This is a genomic window from Pseudomonas sp. R9.37 (assembly GCF_963878885.1).
Classification (GTDB): domain Bacteria; phylum Pseudomonadota; class Gammaproteobacteria; order Pseudomonadales; family Pseudomonadaceae; genus Aquipseudomonas.
Genome location: NZ_CAWNZA010000005.1, coordinates 22016 through 45313, shown reverse-complemented (window position 1 = coordinate 45313; position 23298 = coordinate 22016). Strand labels below are relative to the sequence as shown.

The window sequence follows — 23298 nt, the reverse complement described above, 5'->3', positions numbered from 1 at the left end:
CGCCATGACACAAAAAGCCAACATGACTGTAGATGGATTCAGAAATGCCATGGACGGCGACACAGGATTCAAGTCTAAGCGAAGAGCATTAACATTTGTCTCGCTATTATTAATAGCTCTAATTGCAAGTGGCGCAGAAATCAAAGAAGCTAACACCTTCATCTTTAAGATAGAATTTACGAACCACGCGGGTCTCAAATATTTACTGGCACTCGCCGTAACGTGCTGCATGTTTAGATATTTTGCATATTCGGAAAAATATCATGCTCAGCTATATAACTTCTGGTCGACTAGATTGCTAAATGATTTCAAGGTTTTCTATTATGATCAGGAAAGTGAATCAGTTGGAGGATTGCTTGGAAGAAAGATCGACATCTATGGAGGTGATGAACCCGGATTACAATCACCAACATATATAAAGACAGGTCTACTAAAGAGAAGTATTGCGTACTCATCAACAGGAACGCATGATTATTATGGAGAACACACTTACACTGAATACATTGACCTAAATGGCTATACGGAAAGCTGGAGCAAGGCTGAGTTTCGGAAGCTGCTGCTTACTGAGATGAAATATCGACTAGAAGCCTGGATCAAATATCGAGAGACACTTGATCTAATCTCACCATACTTGCTTGGATTTAGTTCTTTAGGGATATTCCTGTACAAACATTTCTACCCATAACTTGATTTAAATGCATTATTTTCATACTTGTGACTTGCCTCCTCCCGCTTCAGATCTCCGCATTTAGATCGCGCCTCGATCACATAGAGTGATTTCATTATTTCGTTGTAGAACAAGTACTAGAGGATGAATAAGGCTCCCCCAAAACATTCAACCCCCTTGTATTTCGATTCTCGATTCCAAGCCCAATCCGCATTTGCAGCTGGCCAAATCCGGTAGGTATGGATATTGGTCTGATGGGTTTAACGCCTTAGGTTTTTTGGCAGAACACCCCCGTCAAAGAATGCAGAAATCCGGCGGGGTGTCTGAGGTGACGCATAGGACTGCGTAGGAGTGCGTATAGGAAGGTTTAACCGAGTGGGAATGCACCAGCTCACCCTGCTTTCTCGTTGCTCCTGTGAGCTTTGCTTATAACTCTGGATTGATAGATGCCTTCACCTTTTGGACTGTGGTTGTGCTGCACTCCAATAGCCCAGCAACTGAACGAATACTCTTGCCGTCACTCAGCAGTGTTGTAATGCGGTTGCGCAGTTCTGTGTCCGCCTTACGACCTTTGTAGGAGCCCTGCTGCTTCGCCTTCTCGATACCTTCAGCCTGACGACGACGACGGTCTTCATAGTCCTTACGAGCGACTACAGCCAGCATGTCGAGCAACATGCCATTGATCGCTGCAATCATTCCCTTTGTGAAGTCGTTCATACCTTCGGTTGGTTTCAATACTGCGTGACTGGTGCTCAGGTCGAGGGATACCACTATCACTTTCTTGGCTGCGATCTTAGCTTTCAGTGTTGCCCAATCATCAGGAGACAAGCGGGAGAGTCTGTCGACTTGTTCAATCAACAGCACATCGCCTTCATGACTGTCTTCCAATAGACGGAACAACTCAGGACGTTCCAGCTTCGTGCCTGATTCATTCTCTATGTAGAAGGCTGCGATCTTATGACCATTTTCAGCAGCGAACGATACAAGGGCTGCTTTGGCACGGCTGGCATCTTGCTCAGAGGTTGATGCCCGAAGGTAGGCACGGATAAACATTGAAGCCCCTGCGTGTCATTTAGGATGTATCACATACTGATGTGTCACGAGGGGTGTGTCAATAAATGTATTCACGTTCTTTCGGGGTTTGTTTTGGATACTTTATGTACAGCTATCCTGTGGTGCCTGATGTACACCCTTAATGGCACGCTGGCGACTCGTTGGGTTGTAGTTTACTCCGTGTAAGGTTCAACACGTCTGCCGTGGCGATATTGGCGAGGTTGTCGTCTGTCAGGAACATAGTCTATGAGAGGTTACAAAGATTATGGCTCAGACGCTCCTGAGTGACGCACGACGGTATTGCCGCTGATACCTAAGCGATGCCATAGGATAGGAGCTAACAACGCCCAGCGGATATCACAGGGGGTTTGTAGCTAACTTGCTGATGGGTGATCATCCAGCACTGGCTGTGACTAGCTTTCTTCTCAAAATCAACCAGATTGCATTGCTTGCGAGGAAATCAGGGAGAAAGTGAGACTTGTGCTTAACGCAAAAATGACTCAACCCTTATAAAATCAGGGCTGTAGGGAGGTGGTGTGTAAATTCGTATGTGATGGGTGTAGTTATATCCCTGATAATGCTCCTGATAGCGATCAACCATGATGGCAACCGAATGTGGTACGAATTTTTAAATGGAAAATATCATCGTCCATAAAAAAGCCCCTGACGCTGTGTGAGCAATCAGAGGCCGACAGGCTTGGTATTGGTATTGAGAAGTGACGATGGTAAACCATCAAAAGTATGATTGTTGAGAATGTTGCATTCACCGTTCAGCGGTGAGGAGAGAATGTCTGGTGTTTGGCTTCACTTTCGCTCTCTCCCCTGAATGTTCTCCAGTTGTATTACTGTGTACGTTTACACAGAGAGTGCTAAATCTGATTGACAATCAGGAATGGCTCTGTAGAAGTTTGTTAACTCTATATACAAAAACGTGTCCGCAAGCTGAACGAAGTGAAGTGCTTTTCAGTAGAGATGAGTAGCGATAGCCATCTCGCTTTTGACTTGTCTTCTGTGACAACAGGGTAGTTATTCCCTGTCGTACACGACAGAACACAATACTTCTAAATATACTTCCTATCGTATACGATAGAATAGTTATTCTTTAAAGATTATACTCTTTGTTTTTTGAGATGTCTTACATCTCTCTTTCTCTTACTATTCTTATATAACTACTATCTCGTATACGAGATAATATACATCTTCTAATATAACAAGCTCTTGATCTTTAATATAAAGCTTTTGATCTTATGCTCACTCGTTATCACTCGTTCGCTTAAGCTCTATTATACAGGTATTTTTCCAGTTGTCAAGACCTATTCCTATTTGGTGGCCATTCTCGTTTGGAAAAGTGGAACGGTCACCACCTTTCCTACAGGCACAAAAAAGCCCCGGCACGCCTTGGTAGGGCGTCGGGGCGATGTTGGGTAGGATTGCATTAGGAAACGCTCTGTAAAGCCGTTGTGGGAGCTTTTAGCAGGTATCGCTAGCAGCGTCTTTCACTGGATTATTCAGGGAATGACCAGTGCTTCGCCGTAGGCGTCATTAACCTCCTCCCTGATCGACTCAAGTAGTTTGGCCCGCTTGAGTTCTTCTTTCTGTTTTTCCTTAGCCTCAGCTGCTGCTAGCAGTTGCTCCGTAAGCAATTTCTTATACCGATCATGTTCGCTTTCAAGCCAAGCGATGTACTCAAGCTTTACTTGAGCATCAAGCGCTTGGCATTCGCCAATTTTAATGGAGTCAGGCTTATCCATACGACACCAATAGCTGCCCGAACCAAAAGAGACCGGATACTTCAGATTTAGCGTGTAACCCTTATCATGATGATCAATCACACTGGTCAAGAATTGAACTGGTATTTCCCCCCGTACGAACGCCGTGGATTCATCAGTCTGTTCATAAACAATATGTCGTGCTGCTTGCAGTCCCTTCAAAACTTTCTCGTCAAACTTAGGCGCGGCACCCTGTATGGTGATTTTAGTAGTCATTTTGCTTTTCCTTTTTCTGTCTAATATGATTTACCGCCGCTTCGATGATGGCGGTTCTGTATTGTTCATCGCTAAGCTTAGTAATGGCGCTGAATACATCACTGGTTTTTGAATCGTTCATGATGATCGCATCATTACTGTCGTCGGCCTTCTGTACAATTTGTGTGACTTGTTGCCGTGTCGTTCCTTTTGCACGCTGCCTTTCGAATGCCCTTATTAGTCCTCGACTAAAGGAATCCGGGGTGGTACTCATCACAGTTCTTCCTGAGCTTGACGCAAGGCTTGAACACCATATTCACTAACAAGTTTATCAAGCATTGCAGCTACACGGCGGTGTTCATTGTGGTCACCAGTAGCAATTGCAGATTGCTGCAACGATAAGTAATGCTTCATTTGCAGCATGGCAAGGTGCCTTTCGAGTAGTGGCGTATTCATCTGTTGTTTATCCTTTTGGCTTATTTGTATTGAAACTAGGCTGCCATAAGGGCGATTTGGCATATTAAACCCTTGATTTACATGGCTTACAGAGGCTTAAAAGTGGCAAGCTATAGGGTAGCCTAGGGCGGCAGATATTTAGGGCTGTAGGCGCCTTATAGAGGCTCAGCGATAACGAGTGGTAACAAGCTCAACCTTACTTTGTTTACCATTACTGACTTGTTCTCTAAAGCTTGGAGAGCTAGCCATAAGTTCACCAACAGACACATGTACACCTTTAGACAATGCTTTCTTGTATAGCTTGTAGAAATGATTGAGAACGATGATTGAGGCTTCGTGGAAGCTATGGTCTTTGTCTGGCTTGGGTACTGCTGAACTGGTTATCACTTTCTGAATCAGTTGCGAGGGCTTATGTATACATATGTAATTCAATTTCTATTCCTTGTCGATATGTTGATCCTTACTCTGTAGGTTGAAAGTAGTAGGATGAATGGGGTGTGAGAGGTGTTAGATGTTTGCTGACTTCGCCTTCTTCAAGTCCAGCCTACGCAGGTTGTTCGTGACGCTGGATATCATTACATTGAGACAATGGGTGTGATTGGTGTATCCAGTCCGTACCATCAGAGCTTCCAACTGTTGTACAGCTTCAACGTTGAGCTTAATTACCATGGTGAAGCCTCCATAGTTTGTACCAATTGGTCATGGGCATATTGGGCGATGGAAACACCAGCAGATTCAGCGGCAGTTTTGACTGCTTCAAAGTGCTTGACACTGAAAGCAATTTTCAAAGGTACAACTACTTCTTTGTTTGCTCTGAATTTAATTCCACGGCAGGTGGAACCACAGGTTTGAGCGTGTTTACGGTAACCAGCTAAGGACTTGTTGCATGACAGGCATAGTTTTACGACAGGCATAGTTGTACCTCCGGTGAAGGGTTGGTTATAAAGGGTTTAATCAAGTGTTGTTGTGCGGAAATAAAAAAACCGTACTGGTTTAAGAGTACGGTTCTAGAATTTAGCGGAGGGATCACTAACCATTACTGACAGACCAGAAGGATGGGCTGATTATCAATAAAGCACAGGGTACATTCGAGGGTACTGGTGTGACGTTAGTTATCTCCTCCTTATGCTATCCATTATATGGATTTTCCGCGAAAAGTCAATACCGTTGAGCGCTTGTCAACAACTATTTTAAATTATTTTTCAACGCCGGAAATTACGTGTTGCATTGCTGCATCTGCACTTTCAAAGCTCTCAACAGCCATACCCTTGACGTTCCGTTCGCCTGTCGGGCTGAGTGGTGTAGGTGATTTAACATGTTTGTATGACCGCCCCATCATATGTGTTAAGTCATCACCTGTATTGTTGTACTCACGTACATCGAGCGGTTCAGGTATAACATTTGAAATAGTGTATTCCATTTCACCATCTTGAATCCGATAACCTAATGTAGTGTTCCCTTTACGAGCAACGCCGGTATAAATCCATGGCTCATTATCGTCAGGCAGATAAAGCTTGCGTCGGGGTTGTATAGTTATTGAGTACCCTGCTTGCTTCAGCAATGCCGAAAGTTGTATGGGGTCATGGAAAGCAAGACGATCATGATCCAATGTTGATTCATAATTTTCAAGGATTGACGCAGACTTTGATGTAAAACCATCGTCCGCCCTACGACTTAGTACATCTAACTCATTGTCAATTAGTGCGCGTCGGTCGGTTGCAAGTTTATACTGTGCTTCTAACTCAACCGAATCACCCAGTGCTGACAACCTTACTAATCTTTCGATTGATTTTGTCACTTCCTCACGCTCACCTGCAAGGTAAAGCTTTCGTTTATCATTCACGCTGAGCTGAACCACCTTCATTGCTCTGTCAACCCAAGAGGGTGCAGTCTGCAAATAGATAAAGTGAACAACCTGATAAGGTATCGTTTCTTTGTTCGTACAACCGGCATCTTTGAGACGATGGTGTGTAAGACACCTCATATTGTTAGGTTTACCTTCTTTGTTATGAATGATTAGGTTTGCACCACACACACCGCACTTCACTATACCAATCAGGAAATTCTTTGAGGTACGCTCTCTGGGCTTTGTTGCTACCGCGATCTTTCTTTGTTGTGCTTGCAGGAACAATTCATTGGAAATTACAGGTGGGTACACACCACGAATGATCTGTGAGGGTTTATCTGGATCATCCTTACCATATTCCCAACTGCCTATCGCCGCGTGATTCCTTAACCATGCTTCTACAGTTGGTCCAGAACATGTTGCCAACTCTGGCACACCGCTTGTTCTAAGACGATTAGCAATTGCCGTCTTGCCAACACCAGACACATACAACTCAAATACTTGCTTGATGTAGGGTGCAATATCATCATTCAACCTTCCATCACTGTGAAGCCAGATAGGCGTATTACGCTTTACCTTCATTCCTTCTTTGGCTTTTTCAAGGCGTATCGAATAACTGGCCTTTGTACGCTCACTCAGCTGTCTTGAGTAGCCATAAGCTGCTTGTATCTTAGCTACAAGCAAGAACAAGTGACCGCTTGCTGCTGATTCATGGGTGTACGTCACCTTGTCATCAAGGGTGATGATGGATACACCGGCAGCAAGGATTGGTGTTATCACCTTGTTCAACATGTCTAGCGGATGAAGCCTGCCTGTACGGTCAATCGCTTCTACCAAGACAACATCACCCGCTTTGATATCACCAGCTTCGACAGCGGCCAATAGCTTGGCAAAGCCACCACCGTCCTTTACGTGTTCACCATGGTAGCCAGATTTTCCAAAGTCTTTGTAGGTGAGATCGGACAGGGTGTACTCAGGATGTTCTGCGAGCCATTGGGTCACCATCTGCTGCTGACGTTCGGCACTGCTGCCCGTTGTCTGACGGGCACTGCTAAAGCGAATGTAGGGAATAGCTAACGGCATACTGCCTGCTTCCTGCTGCACAAAAGGGCAGGATACAACGTAGTGTCACCTAGCACAAAGCTGGTCCCAGCCTTTGATCACGCGTCCGGTGCCGATCACACACTGAAACGGCTTGCCGCGTTCCCAGGACGAATCGAACACCGTGCCGTCTTCCAGGGTGCCGGTGTATTGGGTGGTAATCAGTGCGCCCTTGACCACGGTTTTACCGTCGCCCAGGCGGATGTCAGTGATCTGAAGGTCTTGGTTGCTCATGGGGTGCTCGTTGAATACCAGAAGGTGGGCGTTTTCCCAGAATCACCGGCGTTTGGCAAGCACCTGCGCACGGCCCAACGAAGTGCGGGCAGCAATGCCCCCTGCCCGCTCGCAGCCACTCAAGGCGCCGGGCGCAAGCCCATGTGGAGTTGCAGCGCCTCGATCAAATGGAATTGATAAAGATAGCGCTCGTGTTGGAGCGGCGCCCACCGATCAATAAAGAAGTGCCCGCGCTCATCCACCTGAATCGGCGTGGTGACGATGTCGCCGCTGCGCGACCGATGCACCAGCAGCGTCTGGTCGGGCGTCGGACGCTCAATCAAAAAATGCCCGGTGTGCGTGAGGCGTGAGCGGTCGGCGGGTTTGAACGCCTCCGGCGGCTTGCGGCCGGCCACCGCGACATCAAGGGCGAAGTCACTGCGCAACGCCACCCGCTCATGGGGGCGCAGGGGACTGTTGGCCACCTCCCATTTTCCCACCCGCAAACCGACCGGCTGGCTGGGAGCTACCTCGTTGACATGCAGGCTGATGGCGCCCTGCAACCTTGCCAGGCCAGGCACGCCCAGGAACGTGTCGGTGTGGGTGTTGCCCATCAACGCCACCCAGCGATGCGGGCCATGGGCAACTTGATCCTGAGTAATAACCTCATTGGCAAAATAGCTGAACATCGCCGTGCGCGACGTCGCTTTATCCGGCATGCCGTCGACGCAGTAACTGGCGAAGCAATCCAGCGCACGCACGCGAATCTTGTACTTGGCGGCCGTTTCGATCACCGCGGTGTAAGTGTGCGGCCCTTTATAGCCCGGCATGTGTCCCCGGTCCTGTATCCGCAGATAGTCCTTGAGCGCCTTGGACATCGGACTGCCTTGGTAGAAGGCATCAAGGTCCGCCTGATGCAGGTCCGTGAGCAGGTGCTCAACATAGAGCGTCTTGACCTTCATGGTCTTCAATTCCTTGATCAACAGCGCCTTGCTCGATTGCAGGCTGTGCGCCTCGCCGATCAATACACCGTTTGAATGGGCATAGGCGCGCTCGAAGAACTCCCGCACGGTGAGGCCCGGCGACAGCTGTGGCTGCGGCGCGCTGGCGGGCGGCACATAGGTTTCGAAGTGCGCGCCGGCCGCCGCTTCGAGACGTTCGCGAGTCCGCTGGAAGGCCGCGTAGGCCGGTCGAAGCGCCGGGTTGCCGGGGAAGTACCGCGAATCCAGCCCCTTTGGCGAGTCTTTCAGCGTGCGCAACGCTTCACGCAGCGCGCAGGGCATTTCGAACACGCTGTAACCGTGCTGCGCCGGGGGCGTCAACGCCTGCGCCTGGGGTTGGGTGTAAGCGGTCTGCAGGGTGATCCTGAAATCAGCCTTGGCCAACGCATCGTCGGGAATCGAGCCGGGTGTGTCCTTCCACACCCCGACCGGCGTACCGACGCTGACATCCTCGACACGCAGGCTCACGGCGCTGTGCAGATCGGCCAGGCCAGGGACTTGCCCGTGGGTATTCATGCGTCGGTGATCCACCAGCGCCACCCAACCGTCGTCAGGGTTGGCTGCCACGTCGGCGGCGATCACCTTGTGGGAGTAGAAGTTGCGCAGACGGTTCTCCCGAGGCGTGAGCACCGAGGTGGTGCCTCCCGCCAACGCATCGTCCAGATAGTAGGAAGTGGACGCATCCAGCGCCCTCACCTCGATGCCGTTGTCAGACGCCGCCTGCACCAGCGCCTGATAGGAATAGGCGCTGTCCTTGGGCATGCCCAACGCTTTATCGACGCTCTTGAGGTGCGTGTCGATGCTCTTCAATGCCTTGGCGGTGTGGCGTGTTTGCAGCTTGACCCGAAACACATCGGCGGGCAGGTACTCGATGTACAGACGCCGCACGCCACGCTCATGCAAGGCTTGCAGGGTGTCGATCAGGAACTGCTTGCTGGCAATCGAATCCACGCGCGCGCCGATCACCAGCCCTTTGCTTTCACTGAGCAGCTTTTGCAGGATGACGTCATGCAGGGCGTCAGGCTCAACACTCAGTACATCGGCCCGGGGCACAATCGGGGCCAAGGCATCAAAGTAAGCGTTGGCGTCACGGGTCAGGTTGTCCACTGCCGTGCCATACGGCGCGCGCAGGTGGAACAGCTGCTTGCCCATGATATCCCTGGCGACCTGTTCGCCATATGGGTCGGCGATGCGCGCGAAGGCCGCCTCCACGGCGCCAGGGGTCACCACATGCTCAAGGTCTTTCAACAGCGCCTGCGGGGTTTCGTAACGCTCCAGCGGGCTGGCGGCGACGGGCAGTTTTTCATATTTGGGCGCGCCGCCCGCAACACCGGCCCGCCTCCACTGGCCTTGAGTATTACGCTGGACCAGCCTGCCAGTGGACTGCAAATGCCCGGTTGCAGCATCCTGCCTGAGCAGCAGGAAACGCCCCAGAGCGTCGGGCGTTTTGCGGGTCCATAACGCCTGGCCTTGGAACATCACCGCTTGCAGATCATCGAGGGCCGGCGTTGGCGCCTCCAATTGTTTGATCAACGACAACGCCTGTTCCTGCGGCGCGGTATGCCGCAGCGGACGTATCGGCTTGCCCAGCGGGCTGATCAGCGCCGGGCGCAAATCGGTGAATACCGCGCCGGCGCTGTTGAGCAGGTAGCCAAGGTAGTGCCCGAAGGCTTCACCCATCTGCCCTTGGTTATACGCGTGCAGGGCGAGCATCCCATCCTTGAAAGCCAGCAGCATGCCCAGGCTCAGGCTCAGCACCGGGTAAGGCGCGGTGGCGACGGCAACGAGGGGTTCGATAACGCTCCACACCAGGTCCATGATCATGTGCGCACGGTTGACGGAGCTTGCCTCGACATCGTCTATCTGGCGCTGCAGCTTGGCGTCGTACAGCGCCTGGCGCAGGTTGAGCACCACCGTCTCGCGACTGATCGGGTCATACCGGCCAGGGCTGGGATGACTGCGATCCAGGGTTTGCGGCAGTTGTTTTCTGGCGTTCTCCAGAAACCCAAGCACCCGGGCCTGTGCCTGCGTGCCCACCCGCTCGGCGAGGTAACCGACCATGCCATCCACGTGTTTCAACACATAGTTGAACAGGCGTGCATGGCGAAAGGTGACGCCATCCGGCGCATTCGGGGTGTACAGCAGCACCGGGTCATGCCCGCGCTTGAACAGGAAGGTGTCGATCACCCATTCGCCGTCCACGAACAGCCGGTGCACCTGGTAACTTTCGCGCACCTGGGCCGAGGTATTGCCCAAGCTCTGCAGGCAGGTGTTGAGCCAATCCAGGTCAGCCTGGGAGAGGTGGCCTTGCAGGCGTGATTCGAGCGCAGCGTTACGCATCTGCAATTGGCTGATGGCCAGCGTTGCGTTACGTCGGAATACATAGCCGGGGCTGCTGGGGCTTTGCAGGGTGTTGCGCACCAGGTCGACATAGCGCTGGCCGATCCACACGCCCCGCACCGAGCGCGACACCGCTTCAGGCGTCAAGCGCCTGAGGTCGACGCCGGCCGGGCCGGTGAAGGTCGCCGAGGTTTCAAACTTGGGGTCCAGAAACCCCACGCTGTCGTGATAACCGTCGCGCAACAATCGGGTGTACGTGACGGAGTCCGGCGTCGTAAGCCCGGGAAACGCCTGCGGGTAATGGACGTGGACCGTATTGGGGTCGACGTCTTGCGCGGCACGCCCGAGCAGCGCATTCAGGCGAAGTTTGGCCTGCTCATGCACAAAGGTCGCAAAGGTCGGGAACAACGCCTGGCCGTGCGGATCGGCAGTGTAAGTGCGCAAGGCGCCCTCGGCGTCCTGCGCCAGGCCGGTGAGGGTCTGGCGCTGCGCCTGGCTGGCCGAACTGAACCACAGCGGCGTGGCAAACGTGCGGTCGTCGCCCATCGTAGCCAGCATGTGTTGCGCCATGGCCTTGAGACCGGCGGCGTAATCGGCAACGAAGGTGAACCTGACCTCGTGGTATTCCTGCGCATGCGGCTTGAGGCTCAGGCCCGTGAGAATCCGCTGCATGGACGGGCGAAAACGCAACGCCAGTGTACGGATGACATACCCCTTCATGGCGGGCTGGGTGCACCAGCCAAGCAGGTGCGCCTTGCAGCTGGCCTCGCAGTCAAATGCCTGGAACTGCGTCGCGCTGGGGGCTTCGGGCGTGCACAGCAACAAGCGCTTGACCGCACCCTTCGCGTCCGTCTGGCGCAGCAGCCACACCCCATTGAGCTGCGCCTCATGCAGCGACACGGTAGCGGCACTGAGGTTTTCGCCGGAGCCCTCGCGCAGCGCCTGGATCAATGCGTAGTCGGCCTCGCTCACATGGTTTTGCAACAATGCCGTGTAGGCCAGGGCGTTGAGCCGGTGGTCGAACATCGATTCGATCGCCTGCTTGACCACCGGGCTGGTGTGACTTTCTTTCTGCACCGCGGCAAACGCCAGACGCGGTTGCAGGCGGCCCAGCAAACTCGCCAGGTAGGCCGGCGTCAGGTCCTGATACTCAGCGTCCAGCGGCGTCTGGTCATAGGTCAACGTGGTTCTGGTGAGGAAGTCCGACCCCGGCGCATCATCGCCCTCGTGCAACCCGCGCAAGGCCAACAGGGTCAGGCTTAGCTGCTGCTCATAGTCGCCCACATCCGCCACGCTACGCCCTGTGCTGACCTGCAGCAGATCCGGGTCCAGGTCGTGGATGTCCAGTTCGTCGGCCAAGTGCTCGACCACTTGATAACGCGCCAGGGCCGGCGGCGTGGCAGCCGGGCCCAACAGGTCGAGCATCGTCGCGCGCGCCTGGTTATAGCGGGCCAGCAACTGGGCCAGAAGGGTTCGTTGCGCAGTATTGGCGCTGCGGTACCAATCCGGGGCGCTGTAGCGCAAGCAGCGGTCAAGCAGGCGCTGGGCGTGCAACGCCAGGCGCGGGCCGAGGTCGGGCAGCGTCGCCTGGATGGCCTGATCGAGGTCAGCGACCACCTCGCGTGCCGTGCGCCCCGGGTTCTCCACCAGGTCGAGCGCCCAGTCGATATCCTGCTCACGCTTGGCCGTCAACGCGTCAACCGTGTGCTCGAACAGCGGCTCCGCGTCGATCGGTTCCAGCGCCAGCGGCCAGATGCCGGCCGGGCCCAGGGACTGGTAGCGTCTGGGCAGCAACGCCATGAATTCGCTGCGCCACGCCGCGTTGTCCATGGCGTTCAGCAGGTAACGGTCGAGTTCTTCCAGCGAGTTGAAGGACTCGATCCCGCGCAGCGGGTTGAACATCAGCACGTTGCCGACCGATTCGCCGCCGGTCAGCGAATTCACGCCTGGATGATTGAGCGTGGTCAGCACAAACGCCCCGGCGAACTCAATGCGCCGCGCCTGGTAGGTAAAAGTCAGCGCATACAGCCCGGGACGAAACGCCGGGCCCAGTGAAATGTGCGTGATCTGGCGCGCCATCTGCGGGTGCAGCAGCCGGTCGTTGAGGTCACGCTGTGCCTCCTGCTCCAACGCGGTAATGCCCGCTTCGTTGCTGAGGAAACTGCGCAGCCCTTTGCCACTGATCACGCTGCGCGCTTGCACCGCGTGCACTTGAGCGTTCAACTCGCGCCGCAGACACGCCAGCAATGCCTTGCCGTCGGCATGCTGCAGGTCGGCGGTTGCCAGGGGCTGATACAACGCGCGCAGCGCGGTAGCGAGCGCCTCGAAGTGGCTTCGTAGCGTACGATGCAAACGCTGCAAATACGCCTGCTCGGCGCCGACAGGTTGCTCGGGCAACAGCGGCGCCGGGTGCTCAAACACGTGATGGCCGATCTGGTTGAGGTAACCCTTGATCTCGCTGAAAGAAGGAACGGATGTGACAGAAACGGCGGTGCTCATTGGTCGTGGCTCCATGCGATGAAAGAGGCATCAGCATGGAGAGCGGCCGGTACGCGCGGTGTTAGATAGATAGTGGCGAGCGTGCTTGTCCCCGCGCCACGGCTACATCGTTGAGCCTTCAACGAGTGGCCGGGTCGCGCCGTTGTTTACAGCCAATGCCAGAACCGGCTCCAGAACCCTCGCCCCAAATCATTCTTGCAGCCTGCATATTGCGCCGCGTACATCTGCGAGCGCGCCTGCACTTTGCTGGCCACCGGCGGCAGCCAGGCTTTGGCGGCGTAAGTGCGCTGGCGGTAACCGCCCCAGCCTTCGTGGTAGTTCAGGTACTGGCCGTAGGCGTCGTATTTGTACACGCCGTTGATGGTGTAGGTCTTGTCCATGTACCAGCCGATAAAGTCGATGGCGTCGTCGAAGTCCTGGCGACTGGCGCCGCTGCGGCCCGTACTTTTGCGGTAGTCGTTCCACACTTCATCCTTGGCCTGGGCATAGCCGGCGGCGGTAGAGACGCGGCCCCAGGGGATGATCCACAGCAAATATTTGCGCGGGGCCAGGGCGTCCTGATGGAAACCGGACTCCTGGTACATGATCGCGAACGGCACCTGGATCGGCACACCCCAGCGCTTTTGCGTGACTTTGGCGGCGTCGTACCAGTCGTCCTTTTCACGGAAGATGCCGCACAGATCATTCGGCGTGCGTGGCGGCGAGGTGCCGCACGCCGCCAGTATTGAGGTGAGGAGTAACAGTCCGACGGCTTTGCCTGCGCTCAAGGGGCACCTTTGCGTGATTCGCGTAAAAGGCCGCTATTTTACGCATTCATTCAGGCACATAGGTTATCGGCTTGGCGCTATAACCTGTGGGAGCGGGCAGCACCTGGCCCAAGGCAGTGATGCAGCCCCGAAGGCTCATGAATGCGCCTCGGCAAATTCCACCGGCCCACCCAGCCAGCACCCTTGAACCTGCCCCGCCGCATCCCGGCGAAACCGCAGGGAAATCTGCGACGGCCGCCCCATCGCCCTGCCCTGGCGAATATGCACCGGGCGCTCATCGGCGCTGACCAGCTGATTTTCCAGCAGGCCAAACGCCAGCGCGGCGGCGGCGATGCCGGTAGCAGCGTCTTCGGGGTAGCCAGAAGACTTGGGAAATTGCCGTGCATCGAACTGTCGGCCTTCAAGGTCGGACGCCGCGTAGGGGTACAGGCCGGTGGAGCCGATGCGCTCGCACAGTTGCTCAATACGGCGATAGTCGGGCTTGAGGCTGTCCAGCACCGCCACGCTTTTGAGCGCGATCAGGGTTTTCACACGGCTGGTGCAGGCGTTCTGAATCGGCAACGGCGCCAGTTCGTTGGCGGTGATGCCCAGCACCGAGAGAATGTCGGCTTCGACATCGGCATCGCCCAGGGTGGCGACCTGGCCCTTGGGCTGACTGATTTCGACCTGAACCTGTGGCGTACCTGCGTCAATCACGCGCGCATCGACCCGCCCACTCAAGGTCCAGAGCGCCAGTTGCTGCTTGTGCAACAGGCCGAGCCGGTCCAGCAACCAGATGGCGCCAACCGTGGCGTGGCCGCACATCTGCATTTCGTGGTTGGGCACCCAGAACCGCAGGGCAAAATCGAAGTCGCTGCCCACGGGGGCGGCGAACACAAAACCACATTCATGCCCATAGGCGCGGGCGACCTGCTGCATGTCCGCATCGCTCATGCCATCTGCCAGCACCACCGTGGGCGCCGGGTTGCCGCCGCGCGGGGCAGCGCAAAATACATTGACCAGATGAACCTCGGGCGTCATTTCGCCTCTCCCTTGAGTGGGTGAAGAACACAGGATGAACCGATGACCGCCGTGTAGCGCACGGGATCGGGCCGAATCATGCGCGGGATCGGGCCATGAAAAATTGGCAATCGATTTGAAGGAACCGAATCAACTATGGCAGCGCGGTTGTTCAGTCAGACCGCGGGATGCTATCGCAGGCAAGCCAGCTCCCACAGGGGGCGAGTGTGACCCAGGCATGTCAGCCGCGCCGCCACTCATCCGGCGACCTGCCCAGCACCCGCCGGAACACGTGGGCCAGGTGCGACGGTGATTCGTAGCCGACGCTGTGGGCGATCTCCAGCACCGACATGCGCGTATACCGCAGCAGGGTTTGTGCGCGCTCCACACGCAAGCGCTGCACGAACGCCAGCACCGTCTCGCCAGTGTGCAAGGCAAACAAGCGGGTCAGGTGCCGACGCGACAGATGAAACACCGCAGCCAATTCGTCCAGCCCCGGCGCCTGCTCAAGATTGCCCTCGACATACGCTTTCACGTCACGTACCAGCATGGCGCCATGGCGCTCTGTGCAGGAGCGTTGCAGGCTTGGCTGGCTGAGGCTAATCGTCAGGCATTCGAGCAGTAACAAGTGATCGACCTGGGCCAGTGGGCGGCGGCGATCAACGAAGGGGTCGGGTTGGCTCAAGGCTTTCTTCGCCAGCAACAGAGGGTGCAGCGGCGCAGAGGTTTGCCAGATGCCCAGGGTGGGCGCACGCAGCAGGCGGTTGGCGTCCCCGGCCAGATCGCGCAGCGCGTAACACATGTAGTCAGGGTCGACGTACAACGCCAGGTGGCCCTGGCGGGCAGTGAGTGACGAGGAGGAATGGCTGCGCTGCGGCGGCACGCACACGAACTGGCGGTTGAGCACCGCGCTGCGCCCGCTGTCTTCATCCTTGAAGCGCAACACGCCATGCTCGGGCACCATCAGCATGAACGCGTCATGGGCGTGGGCCGAAGTCTCATAGGTGTCGTTGGCATTGAAGACGCTGTAGATATCACGCATCGCCAGGCACTGCACGGGAATGGAGCGCTGACACTAGCATGTTTGGGATCAGTGGAAAGCGGCGTCCCTGCCGCTGACACGGTTAAGCCAACGGTACGCGGCGTGTGGTCAACGCCGTGCGGCCGACGAAGAAGCTCAGCGCCGCACCCAACAGCAGCATGGCCAGGGTGCTCCAGGCTGCACGCGAGAGCTGTTTGGCGGCGACTTCGCCTGCTTCACGGGCCTTCTGCTCGGCCTGTTGCTTGAGCTCATCGACCTTTTGCATGGCTTGCTGATAAGCCTGCGCATAGTTGTCGACGATTTGCGTGGCTTGCTCTTTGCTCTTGCCGGTACGGGCCGCAACGATGTTGACCAGCGCGTCTTTATCCGCCGCATTCAACGCAGGTTCACCGGAGGCTTTCACGCGCTCGAACCACTGCTTGAGCTGATCACCGGCCTGGGCCGGGTTGGTCGCGGCATCCGTGGCCGTCTGCTTGCCGTCGGCGGCAGCCTGGTCGGTTTTCTGCTCGACGTTGGCCGGGTCCAGTTCAGGCTTGCCGCTTTGCTTGAGCAAGGTGTCGAGTTGGCCTTGCAGGCTGTTCCAATCCAGGTGGATGCCCTGCTCGTCCAGCTGCTGCTTGACGCTGTCGCTGATGCCTGGCGCTGCGGCGGCGATGCCACTGCCGGCAGCCGACAGGCCTTTGCCGACGACATTGCCCGCCGTGCCCACCACGCTTGACGCCAGCGCCGCCAGCAGCCAGGTGGTGAAGAGTGTGGTCAGCGTCCAGGTCAGCACACCATGCAGGCCGCCGCGATCCGGCGCGGTACGCCCCGCTACAAATGCACCGACTGCAATGGCGACCAGCGTCGACACAAACAGCCAGATCCCGGCGCCCGTGCCGAAGCCACGCAACGGGTTACCGGCTTGCATCGGGTCGACCGCGCTCGCGCCGATGGCCGTGCCCAGCACGCTGAGCACCAGGTAGGTCACCAGGGCAATTGCACTACCGGCCAGCACAGAGCTCCAGGACACGCGAAACGGTGAACGATTGGTTTCATAGACAGTGGTCATGATTAATCCTTTGAGTGATTGACCGTTTTAGTCTGGCGAGCGCAGGGACGGCCGTCCTCGCGCAAATGCACCAGGGCGTCTGGTGCATTCGCACCCCGCGCCGGGCAATTTCTCTGCACTATCCTCAAGCCCAAGTGTCGTAACTGCCATGCGCCCATACTCCGGAGAGACCATGACCCAGGACGTTCTTGCCAAAGAAACCAACCGCCGCCAATTGCAGCAGATCATCTCCGGACTGTCCGACGGCGTGATCCTGGCCGAGGTTGACCAGACCATCCTCTGGGCCAACGAAGCGGCGTTGACCATGCACGGGGTCAGCGAGATTGAGGCGCTGGGGGTCAATACTGCGCAATACGCCAAGCGGTTCGCGCTGCGCTATCGCAACAACCATCCGTTGCCGCTGGACAGCTACCCGCTCAGCCGCGTGGCAGCCGGTGAAGAGTTCAGCGATGTGGTGGTGGAAGTCACCCCCGCCGCCGACGAAAACCGTAGCTGGGTGCACCGCTTGCGCAGCCTGGTGCTGACCGACACGCAGGGTGAGCCGGAGCTGCTGGTGCTGATCCTCAGCGATGCCACCGAGTGGGCCAGCGCCGAGCAGCGCTTCGAGAAAACCTTCAACGCCAACCCGGCGCCCGCCGTGATCTGCCGCTTGAGCGACCTGCGCTATATCAAGGTCAACCAGGGGTTTCTGGAAATGACCGGCTACAGCCGCGATCAGGTCATCGGTCGCTCGGTGTATGAACTGGACGTGCTGGAACAGGCCGAGCGCAAGGACCTGGCCATCCAGCGCCTGGGTGAAGGTGCAACCATCCCGCAGATGCAGGCCGAGCTGCGCCTGCCCGAAGGCGGCAGCAAACTGGTGATCGTCGCGGGCCAGCCACTGGACATGAACGAGGAAGACTGCATGCTGTTTTCCTTTACCGATCTGGAGCCAAGGCGCAAGGCGGAAATTGCCCTGCGCCAGAGCGAGGAACGCTTTGCCAAATCGTTCCGCCTGACACCGGTGCCGACCCTGGTGTGCAGCGCCGCCAACCGGCAGGTAGTGGATATCAACGAAGCGTTCATGAACATCACGGGTTACACCAGTGAAGAGCTGATCGGCAAGACCATCGAAGACATTCACTTCATCGACAATCCCCAGGCAGGCGCGCAGCTGTTTGCGACGCTGGAAAAAGCCGGCAACCTCGACGGCCTGGACCTCAAGGTGCGCAAAAAAGGCAGCGAGGTGATCGATTGCGTGGTCTCCGCCGACACGGTGCTGATCCAGGATGTGCCGTGCTATTTGCTGGTAATGATGAACATCACCGAACGCAAACGCTCGGAGCTGGAGCTGGTGGCGGCCATCGAGGAAGTGATGCAGGACGCCTCCTGGTTCAGCCAGACGCTGATCGAAAAACTGGCCAACGCCAAGAGTGTCAACAGCCCCAATTTGCCGAACGTGGCCTTCACTGACCTGACGGCCCGTGAACGCGATGTGCTGGGTTTGATCTGTGAAGGCCTGGCCGACAAGGAGATCGCCTCGCGCCTGAAACTGGCGCCCAACACTGTGCGTAACCACGTGGCCACGGTGTACTCCAAACTGGGGGTGCACAGCCGCAGTGCGGCGATTGTCTGGGCCCGTGAACGCGGGCTGTTCGCCGGGGAATTACGCGTAAAAAGCAAGAAATAAAGTGCAAATGCACTAGTAGGACCGGTGCAAATTCGCCTTATTTGCGTAGATCGAGGTGCTTAACCTTGAAGGGTGGGCACAGGGCTTTGAGTCCCGTGCCGTATTGGTTTGATCTCTTGAAGGAATGCACTATGAAAAGCGAACAAGTCAAAGGCGCCGTCGAGAAAGTTGCAGGCAAGGCCCAGGGTTTTCTTGGCGACCTGACCGGTGATGAGCATTTGCAAGCCGAAGGCGTTGCGCGCCAGGCCGCCGGGCAACTGCAGCAGACCTATGGCGATGCGCTGGATACGGTCAGTGATTTCACCCGCAACAAACCGCTGGCTACCGTCGCTGTCGTCGCCGGTGTAGGCCTGCTGGTGGGCCTGTTGCTGCGCCGTCGTTGAGGAGGCTGAGCAAGATGTTCACCCTTTCTCAACTGCGCAATTGCATCGAAGAAGGCCTGTCGCCGCTGACCTGCGAGTTCACCTTGTGCCGGGACGCGTCACTGACCCTCAAGGTGTTCGACGCCCAAACCGGCCGGGTCGACCTGGTGGTGACCGGGATCAGCACCAACCGGCTGCAGACCCCGCAGGAAGTGGAAAAAATGGTGGAAGAGCTGCGCTACGAATTGCAGAGCAACAACGTCGGCAAGCTCACGTTGGATGATTTGCCTTCAACGACGCACCCATGAAATAGAACACTCCACCACCGACGGTAAACGCCCCCAGCATGTAAAACATGTAGTGGGCCGGCAGGCTGGCCAACACCAGCCCACACAACACCGGCCCCAGCGCGGCGCCCAGGTTGGACAGGTTCTGTGCCCCGTAATACATGCCGCGCAGGTGGTCAGGGGCGATTCGGTCGATAAACATGTACTCGGCCGGAAACACGATAATCTCCCCCACGGTAAATACCGCCATCGCCAGCACCCACCACAGCACGCTGGTGGCAAGGGCAAAGCCGATCACCCCCAGCATAAACATGCCCAGGCCAGCGATCAGCCACTGGCTCAGGTGGCGGTGCGAGATGCGCCGGCCAATCACATACTGCAAGGCAATCACCAGTGCGGCGTTGGTGGTGAGCACGGCGCTGATCACGGTGTAGGTATATTGCGCGGTGGTGGTTGTCACCAGGTACTGCGACAGATACGCCGTGAACTGACCGAACACCACTGCACTGAGCACGCCACCGAAGGTGAAACACACCAGGCGATGGTCGCTCAGCAGCACACGGCCGACGGCGAGAAACGCCAGCGGTTTGTGCGTGGCATCGACGCTGGCCAGGCTGCGATCACCCCAGCGCCAGTACAGCAGGAAAAACCCCAGGCCCAGGAGCGCCGAGAGGACGAAAGGCAAGCTGATATCCACCTTGGCCACCATTGCGCCAAAAAACGGGCCGACGGCGTAGCCGATATTGGTCAGGGTGTATTTGATGGAAAACACTTCGCTGCGCGCACCTTCGGGCAGCAAGCTGGCGAAGCCGGCCTTGATGGCGATGTCGATGACCGCATAGGCCAGGTTGATCAGGATCAGGCAGCTGTAGAACAGCCAGATGCCCTGAGCCACGACGGTGCCGATAAACCCCAGCACAAACAGCGCGCTCAAGCCCAACAACAGCCTGTAGCTGTTCACGCGGTCCACCAGAAAGCCGCCATACACGCTGAGCAATGAGCCGACAATCAGCGAACTGCCGATCACCAAGCCGACCTGAGTAATGTCGAGGCCGAAGTGACGGGTGAGGTAAATCACCAGGTAGGGAAAGGTAATGGCCTTGGCCAACGTCAGCAGTAACGTGGCGGACAGCAACAGGTTAACGGTGCGCGGGTAGTTTCTGATGGTGGCAAGCATCCTGCTCTCATCCGTTTGAGGTAACGCGACCTGTGGGGGGTCGGTTACCTTAACGCAAGACCAGGCAAAAAAGACCGGTCATTTCTTGACGGGCGTGATCTCGAGAATCGTGCCGTTGGTGGTTTTGAGCAGCACGAACTTGTCACCCACGCGGGCCCATTGGCTGTCTTCTTCGGGTTGCTTGAGGCCGCGTTTCTTCCAGTCGCTGACGGCCGACTCCTTGCGCATCAGCATGTCCGGGGCGCGGTCGCCTTCTTTCAAATCGCGCGCGTTGATGCTCGAAGGCTTCACCGTTTCCTGCGGGGTATCACCGGCCTGCACGACAAAGCTGGCGGTGGACAGGCCCGCAGTAAGCAACAGGCAAGCAGCTAGGGTTTTGGACTTCATGGGTGCTCCTTCAATGAATGATGCGTACCCAGGTTCGGACCGCGAGCGCACGGAATCATTCAGCCCGCCTTCAATCCTTGTGGCGAGGGGTTACACCGGCGTGCCTTGATGGAACACCATCCGCCACTGCCCTTCTTCCTGCCGCCACACTGAACTGCGCAACGATTGCCCGACGCCTTCGCGGTAACCGCGATAAGTCACCAGCGCCACCCCGTCACTGAGTGCTTTCACCGCAAACTCCGTCATGCGGCGCGCACTGAAAGCCTCATCCTGCAACCCGGCAATCACTTGGGCCTTACTGCCCCAGACATTGCCACTGGCGCCAAATTCGACAAAGTCATCCGCCAGCAAACGTTCAAGCTGCGCGGCATCGCTGCGTGTAGTGCTCTGCTGCAGCGCCTGCTCTAACGAAAACAGATGCGCTTCAAGATCCATCAGCCTTGCCCCCATGAAATTAATCCTGTAATTTTTCATGAAATTTCTCGACATAAATTTCATGAACCAACAACAAGAACTCGCCACCCTGGCCGCGCTGATCCACGACCTGCGCAAACACAAGAAACTCACCCTGGCGCAACTTGCGCAAAAAATCGAGCGCTCGGTGGGTTTCCTGTCTCAGGTCGAACGTGGCCTGTCGCGCCCGACCGTGGCCGACTTGACCGCCATCAGCCATGCCCTCGACGTGCCCACCACGTACTTCTACAGCCTGCCCAAACCCAAGGCGGTGGATTGGGTCACACGCCCCAACGAGCGACGCACGGTGTACTACGCCAACGGCATCACCGACATCCTGGTCTCGCCCAGCATGAACGGCGCCTTTTCGATGCTCGACAGCCTGCTCGCACCCGGCGCCAACAGCGGTGAACAAACCATGAGCGACCGCGCCGAGCAGGCCGGGTTTGTGCTGGAGGGCGAGTTGACGCTGTGGGTGGAAGGCCAACCGGACTCGGTCACCCTTGGCCCTGGCGACAGCTTCCACCTGGCCAGTTTCGCCCATTGCCGTTACGCCAACCTGACTGACCTGCCCGCCCGCGTGCTGTGGGTTTACAACTAGGAGCAACACCCGTGAAAAACCAGTCTTCCATGTTGCTGGCCGAAGTACGGACCTTTCGCCAGAACCACCCCGAGGTGCGTTACGTCGACCTGATCGCCCTGGACATTCCGGGGCATTTCTACGGCAAGCGCTACCCGGTGGACATGCTGGAAAAGGTCGCCGCAGGCAGCCCGCTGAAGCTGCCGCAAAACGCCGTGCTGCTCGGCGCACAGGGCGGGCTGTTCAAGATTGGTGATTATTGCTTCCACGACGGCGATCCGGACGCCAACCGCCGTCTGGTGCCAGGCACGCTCAAGCCGGTGAGTTGGGAGTCGCAGCCGCTGGGGCAGATGCTGATCACCTCGGACGGCACCGAGGCGCCGATCGAGTTCGAACCGCGCGAAGTGCTGGCCAAGGTGCTCGAACGCCTGCAGCACAAGGGCATTCATCCGGTGGTGGCCTTCGAATTGGAGTTCTACCTGTTCGACAAAAAACTCGACAACGGCCGGCCGCAATTCGCCCGCGACCCGCTGAGCGAGGACGCCGATGACCAGCCCAACTTGCATATCGAACGGCTGTCGCGCTTCAGCGAGGTGCTCGACGACATGGCGCAAACCGCCAAGGACCAAGGCATCGATATTACGGTGATCACCGCCGAAATCGGCCCGGGCCAGTTCGAAATCAATTTCGGCCACCTCGATGACGGCCTGCGCGCCGCCGACTGGGCCGCCCTGTTCTGCCGCAGCACGCGTGGCGTGGCGCTCAAGCACGGTTACCGTGCCAGCTTCATGGCCAAGCCTTACCTGCAATTTCCCGGCAGCGGCATGCATGTGCATGTCAGCCTCTATGACGCGGCGGGCAATAACCTGCTCGCCGCGCACCAGCAGCAACCGCTGCGCCATGCCGTGGCCGGGTGCCTGGAATTGCTGCCGCACTGCATGCCGATCTTCTCGCCCAACCACAACGCCTTCCGCCGCCTGGGTGGCACGGTCAACGCCGCGACCCGCGCCAGCTGGGGCTTTGAAGACCGCGATGCGTGCGTGCGCATTCCCGAATCAGACCCGCGCAACCTGCGCATCGAGCACCGCCTGGCCAGTGCGGATGCCAACCCGTACCTGGTTCTGGCGGCGATCCTGGCAGGGCTTGAGCATGGCCTTGAAGCCAGGCAAGAACCCATCGCGCCCTTGAACGAAGACCGCCTCAGCGGCACCGACTTTCCCCTTGAGATGCTCGACGCCGTGCGCGCCATGCAACACCAGCCGGTCGTGCGCGATAAGCTGGGCGCAGAATTTGTCGACGTGTATTGCGAGAACAAACGCCAGGACCATCTGGCTTTTCAACAAGAGATCAACGCGCGGGAATACCGCTGGTTTCTCTAACACTC

Annotated in this window: 20 protein-coding genes and 1 pseudogene; 6 read left to right on the top strand and 15 right to left on the bottom strand. The window is 56.8% G+C overall.

The window, feature by feature from the left end:
* The first annotated feature begins 4 nt into the window (after positions 1-4).
* Positions 5-685 (top strand): hypothetical protein, encoded by a 681-nt coding sequence (locus AACU78_RS04130; RefSeq protein WP_146151465.1) that lies wholly within the window; start codon positions 5-7, stop codon positions 683-685.
* 408 nt (positions 686-1093) lie between these two features.
* Here AACU78_RS04130 and AACU78_RS04125 read toward each other — a convergent pair whose 3' ends face one another.
* The 12 genes and pseudogenes from AACU78_RS04125 to AACU78_RS04070 all read right to left on the bottom strand — a co-directional run bounded on the left by AACU78_RS04125 (position 1094) and on the right by AACU78_RS04070 (position 16999).
* Positions 1094-1720: a recombinase family protein gene (locus AACU78_RS04125; protein WP_106579954.1), complete on the bottom strand. Its 627-nt coding sequence runs from the start codon at positions 1718-1720 to the stop codon at positions 1094-1096.
* A gap of 1508 nt (positions 1721-3228) precedes the next feature.
* Positions 3229-3705 carry a hypothetical protein gene (locus AACU78_RS04120; RefSeq protein ID WP_106579953.1) on the bottom strand — a complete coding sequence of 159 codons (477 nt, stop codon included), beginning with the start codon at positions 3703-3705 and terminating at the stop codon, positions 3229-3231.
* Positions 3695-3958, bottom strand: a complete 264-nt coding sequence (locus AACU78_RS04115; protein WP_106579952.1) for a hypothetical protein — start codon at positions 3956-3958, stop codon at positions 3695-3697. Before AACU78_RS04115 ends, AACU78_RS04120 begins: the two co-directional genes overlap by 11 nt.
* On the bottom strand, positions 3958-4140 hold the full coding sequence (locus AACU78_RS04110) for a hypothetical protein (RefSeq protein ID WP_106579951.1): 183 nt from the start codon (positions 4138-4140) through the stop codon (positions 3958-3960). Before AACU78_RS04110 ends, AACU78_RS04115 begins: the two co-directional genes overlap by 1 nt.
* Before the next feature lie 662 nt (positions 4141-4802).
* Complete coding sequence (locus AACU78_RS04105) at positions 4803-5054, bottom strand: hypothetical protein (protein WP_146151464.1); 252 nt, start codon at positions 5052-5054, stop codon at positions 4803-4805.
* A gap of 281 nt (positions 5055-5335) precedes the next feature.
* Entirely contained in the window at positions 5336-7069 is a 1734-nt protein-coding gene (locus AACU78_RS04100) for a recombinase family protein (protein ID WP_106579950.1), read from the bottom strand.
* Positions 7070-7129: 60 nt separating this feature from the next.
* Positions 7130-7321 (bottom strand): annotated as a pseudogene (locus AACU78_RS04095) (FKBP-type peptidyl-prolyl cis-trans isomerase); the annotation flags it as partial.
* A gap of 119 nt (positions 7322-7440) precedes the next feature.
* On the bottom strand, positions 7441-13140 hold the full coding sequence (locus AACU78_RS04090) for a membrane-targeted effector domain-containing toxin (protein WP_106579949.1): 5700 nt from the start codon (positions 13138-13140) through the stop codon (positions 7441-7443).
* A 146-nt stretch (positions 13141-13286) separates the two neighbouring features.
* Positions 13287-13907, bottom strand: a complete 621-nt coding sequence (locus AACU78_RS04085) for a transglycosylase SLT domain-containing protein (RefSeq protein WP_106579948.1) — start codon at positions 13905-13907, stop codon at positions 13287-13289.
* Positions 13908-14042: 135 nt separating this feature from the next.
* Positions 14043-14927: a PhzF family phenazine biosynthesis protein gene (locus AACU78_RS04080; protein WP_106579947.1), complete on the bottom strand. Its 885-nt coding sequence runs from the start codon at positions 14925-14927 to the stop codon at positions 14043-14045.
* Between the two features lie 220 nt (positions 14928-15147).
* On the bottom strand, positions 15148-15948 hold the full coding sequence (locus AACU78_RS04075; protein WP_106579946.1) for an AraC family transcriptional regulator: 801 nt from the start codon (positions 15946-15948) through the stop codon (positions 15148-15150).
* An 82-nt stretch (positions 15949-16030) separates the two neighbouring features.
* The gene (locus AACU78_RS04070) at positions 16031-16999 is read right to left on the bottom strand and encodes a hypothetical protein (protein WP_106579945.1); all 969 of its coding nucleotides are present in this window, start codon (positions 16997-16999) and stop codon (positions 16031-16033) included.
* 172 nt (positions 17000-17171) lie between these two features.
* On the opposite strand from AACU78_RS04070, the gene AACU78_RS04065 reads away from it, so the two are divergent.
* The 3 genes from AACU78_RS04065 (at position 17172) to AACU78_RS04055 (ending at position 19338) form a co-directional block, all read left to right on the top strand.
* Positions 17172-18668, top strand: a complete 1497-nt coding sequence (locus AACU78_RS04065) for a PAS domain S-box protein (protein ID WP_106579944.1) — start codon at positions 17172-17174, stop codon at positions 18666-18668.
* A 131-nt stretch (positions 18669-18799) separates the two neighbouring features.
* Positions 18800-19051 carry a CsbD family protein gene (locus AACU78_RS04060; RefSeq protein WP_106579943.1) on the top strand — a complete coding sequence of 84 codons (252 nt, stop codon included), beginning with the start codon at positions 18800-18802 and terminating at the stop codon, positions 19049-19051.
* Between the two features lie 14 nt (positions 19052-19065).
* Positions 19066-19338, top strand: a complete 273-nt coding sequence (locus AACU78_RS04055; RefSeq protein WP_106579942.1) for a DUF1652 domain-containing protein — start codon at positions 19066-19068, stop codon at positions 19336-19338.
* On the opposite strand, the gene AACU78_RS04050 is transcribed toward AACU78_RS04055, so the two are convergent.
* The 3 genes from AACU78_RS04050 to AACU78_RS04040 form a co-directional block, all read right to left on the bottom strand.
* Positions 19301-20494, bottom strand: a complete 1194-nt coding sequence (locus tag AACU78_RS04050; RefSeq protein ID WP_106579941.1) for an MFS transporter — start codon at positions 20492-20494, stop codon at positions 19301-19303. The genes AACU78_RS04055 and AACU78_RS04050 overlap by 38 nt on opposite strands.
* 78 nt (positions 20495-20572) lie before the next feature.
* Entirely contained in the window at positions 20573-20881 is a 309-nt protein-coding gene (locus AACU78_RS04045) for an RcnB family protein (protein ID WP_106579940.1), read from the bottom strand.
* 90 nt (positions 20882-20971) lie between these two features.
* On the bottom strand, positions 20972-21316 hold the full coding sequence (locus AACU78_RS04040; protein WP_256587047.1) for a nuclear transport factor 2 family protein: 345 nt from the start codon (positions 21314-21316) through the stop codon (positions 20972-20974).
* A gap of 61 nt (positions 21317-21377) precedes the next feature.
* Here AACU78_RS04040 and AACU78_RS04035 point away from each other — a divergent pair, with 61 nt between their 5' ends.
* Positions 21378-21935, top strand: coding sequence for a helix-turn-helix domain-containing protein (locus tag AACU78_RS04035; RefSeq protein ID WP_106580015.1), 558 nt, complete (start codon positions 21378-21380; stop codon positions 21933-21935).
* Positions 21936-21964: 29 nt separating this feature from the next.
* On the top strand, positions 21965-23293 hold the full coding sequence (locus tag AACU78_RS04030; RefSeq protein ID WP_106579938.1) for a glutamine synthetase family protein: 1329 nt from the start codon (positions 21965-21967) through the stop codon (positions 23291-23293).
* The last annotated feature ends 5 nt before the right edge of the window (positions 23294-23298 follow it).

What these genes read in the sequence shown, in the direction of transcription:
- AACU78_RS04030 (WP_106579938.1), top strand. Translation starts at nt 21,965, where the DNA reads ATGTTGCTGGCCGAAGTACGGACCTTTCGCCAGAACCACCCCGAGGTG.
- AACU78_RS04065 (WP_106579944.1), top strand. Translation starts at nt 17,172, where the DNA reads ATGACCCAGGACGTTCTTGCCAAAGAAACCAACCGCCGCCAATTGCAG.
- AACU78_RS04080 (WP_106579947.1), bottom strand. Translation starts at nt 14,927, where the DNA reads ATGACGCCCGAGGTTCATCTGGTCAATGTATTTTGCGCTGCCCCGCGC.
- AACU78_RS04110 (WP_106579951.1), bottom strand. Translation starts at nt 4,140, where the DNA reads ATGAATACGCCACTACTCGAAAGGCACCTTGCCATGCTGCAAATGAAG.
- AACU78_RS04075 (WP_106579946.1), bottom strand. Translation starts at nt 15,948, where the DNA reads ATGCGTGATATCTACAGCGTCTTCAATGCCAACGACACCTATGAGACT.
- AACU78_RS04115 (WP_106579952.1), bottom strand. Translation starts at nt 3,958, where the DNA reads ATGAGTACCACCCCGGATTCCTTTAGTCGAGGACTAATAAGGGCATTC.
- AACU78_RS04040 (WP_256587047.1), bottom strand. Translation starts at nt 21,316, where the DNA reads ATGGATCTTGAAGCGCATCTGTTTTCGTTAGAGCAGGCGCTGCAGCAG.
- AACU78_RS04100 (WP_106579950.1), bottom strand. Translation starts at nt 7,069, where the DNA reads ATGCCGTTAGCTATTCCCTACATTCGCTTTAGCAGTGCCCGTCAGACA.
- AACU78_RS04055 (WP_106579942.1), top strand. Translation starts at nt 19,066, where the DNA reads ATGTTCACCCTTTCTCAACTGCGCAATTGCATCGAAGAAGGCCTGTCG.
- AACU78_RS04045 (WP_106579940.1), bottom strand. Translation starts at nt 20,881, where the DNA reads ATGAAGTCCAAAACCCTAGCTGCTTGCCTGTTGCTTACTGCGGGCCTG.
- AACU78_RS04130 (WP_146151465.1), top strand. Translation starts at nt 5, where the DNA reads ATGACACAAAAAGCCAACATGACTGTAGATGGATTCAGAAATGCCATG.
- AACU78_RS04035 (WP_106580015.1), top strand. Translation starts at nt 21,378, where the DNA reads ATGAACCAACAACAAGAACTCGCCACCCTGGCCGCGCTGATCCACGAC.
- AACU78_RS04125 (WP_106579954.1), bottom strand. Translation starts at nt 1,720, where the DNA reads ATGTTTATCCGTGCCTACCTTCGGGCATCAACCTCTGAGCAAGATGCC.
- AACU78_RS04050 (WP_106579941.1), bottom strand. Translation starts at nt 20,494, where the DNA reads ATGCTTGCCACCATCAGAAACTACCCGCGCACCGTTAACCTGTTGCTG.
- AACU78_RS04105 (WP_146151464.1), bottom strand. Translation starts at nt 5,054, where the DNA reads ATGCCTGTCGTAAAACTATGCCTGTCATGCAACAAGTCCTTAGCTGGT.
- AACU78_RS04090 (WP_106579949.1), bottom strand. Translation starts at nt 13,140, where the DNA reads ATGAGCACCGCCGTTTCTGTCACATCCGTTCCTTCTTTCAGCGAGATC.
- AACU78_RS04070 (WP_106579945.1), bottom strand. Translation starts at nt 16,999, where the DNA reads ATGACCACTGTCTATGAAACCAATCGTTCACCGTTTCGCGTGTCCTGG.
- AACU78_RS04060 (WP_106579943.1), top strand. Translation starts at nt 18,800, where the DNA reads ATGAAAAGCGAACAAGTCAAAGGCGCCGTCGAGAAAGTTGCAGGCAAG.
- AACU78_RS04120 (WP_106579953.1), bottom strand. Translation starts at nt 3,705, where the DNA reads ATGACTACTAAAATCACCATACAGGGTGCCGCGCCTAAGTTTGACGAG.